Source organism: Gemmobacter nectariphilus DSM 15620 (assembly GCF_000429765.1).
GTDB classification, from domain to species: Bacteria; Pseudomonadota; Alphaproteobacteria; order Rhodobacterales; family Rhodobacteraceae; genus Wagnerdoeblera; species Wagnerdoeblera nectariphila.
Genome location: NZ_AUCM01000057.1, coordinates 1 through 1137 on the forward strand (window position 1 = coordinate 1; position 1137 = coordinate 1137).

At 69.2% G+C, this 1137-nt stretch carries 2 protein-coding genes; both read left to right on the top strand.

Features of this window, described 5'->3' with window-relative positions; all coding sequences use genetic code 11:
• Positions 1-638, top strand: a 638-nt coding sequence (locus G481_RS26305; protein WP_035026770.1) for a helix-turn-helix domain-containing protein, incomplete at its 5' end; no start/stop codon positions are given.
• Positions 639-750: 112 nt separating this feature from the next.
• Positions 751-1137 (top strand): sigma factor (locus G481_RS0118650; RefSeq protein ID WP_035026772.1); only part of this gene is annotated, 387 nt, incomplete at its 3' end.

Below are 1137 nucleotides of genomic sequence, written 5' to 3' on the forward strand. Positions count from 1 at the left end.
CAGGGCAGATCGGCGCGAGCGGCGGTCTCGCCGGCGCGGTCTCGGCGGTCGTGGATGGGGTCTGGACGATCGGCTCCGGGCCTGCCGGTCGGGTGCTCATGCTCTGCGACAGCGCGGATCGGTTGGAGGCGCCGGGCGCAATCCTCGCGCTGAAATCCGCGGCGGCACCGCGGCCGCTGACGGTCATCGCCAAGGAGCCGGAGCCGGCACTGGTGCTGCGGCTGCGCGAGGCCGGGATCGAGGTCCGGGCGCTTGCCGATGTGTTCAAGGCAGATCGGGAGGGCGTCGACCGCCTGATCCTTGACGACGGGTGCATACCGACCGGCGGTGCAAGGCTCGTCCTGCATCGCCAAGGGCAGTTCGCGGTGCTGGACGGTCGCCGTCTCGATCTTGCCCCGCAGATGTTCGCTCTCTTCAGAATGCTTGTCGAACGGTCGGTGCAGCGCGACCCCGTGCTCAAGGCGCAGGAGATCGAGGCGCAGTTTCAGCGAACACCGCGAGAGATCGTCCGGGACCTGCGCAGGGCCCTCGTCACCTGCGGGCTCACGGAAGAGTCGGTTGAAACGCTCGTGGAGACCGTCCGGTCGCGCGGATACCGCCTTGGCCTCGCGCCGTCAGAGGTCGCCATAGAGGACTGAGTGCGGTCGGTCACACACCCGGCACACATCAAACACACGCCAATCACACCGGCGGCCCGGCGGAGGCCGGCAGTCTCGGAGCATCAGAAACGATGTTCCGAGGCTTTCACCGATGTATCCCCCGATTTCCCCCTCCGACCTTGGCACGCTGATCGACGAGGCCGACGTCGCGGCGCGACGCCTGCACCGCAAGCTGGCGCTCCCTGCCGCCGATCTCGACGATCTGCGCCAGGACCTTCTGGTCGATTTGATCTGCCGGCTGCCGGGCTTCGACAAGCGCCGCGGTTCCATCGGCGCCTTCGCCGGTCTCGTTCTCCGCAACCAGTGCTCGCGCATTGCGATCCGGCACCATCGCCGGCGCCGGGCGCAGGGCGGCACAGTGCTGTCGCTCGATGCGCCCGTCTCTGGCAGCGCCGAGCCGCTGGGCTGCCTGCTGGCGGAGACGGACGGGCTGGCCGCTTGGCACGGCCAGGATCGTTGCGCCGCGGCGGACGTCGTG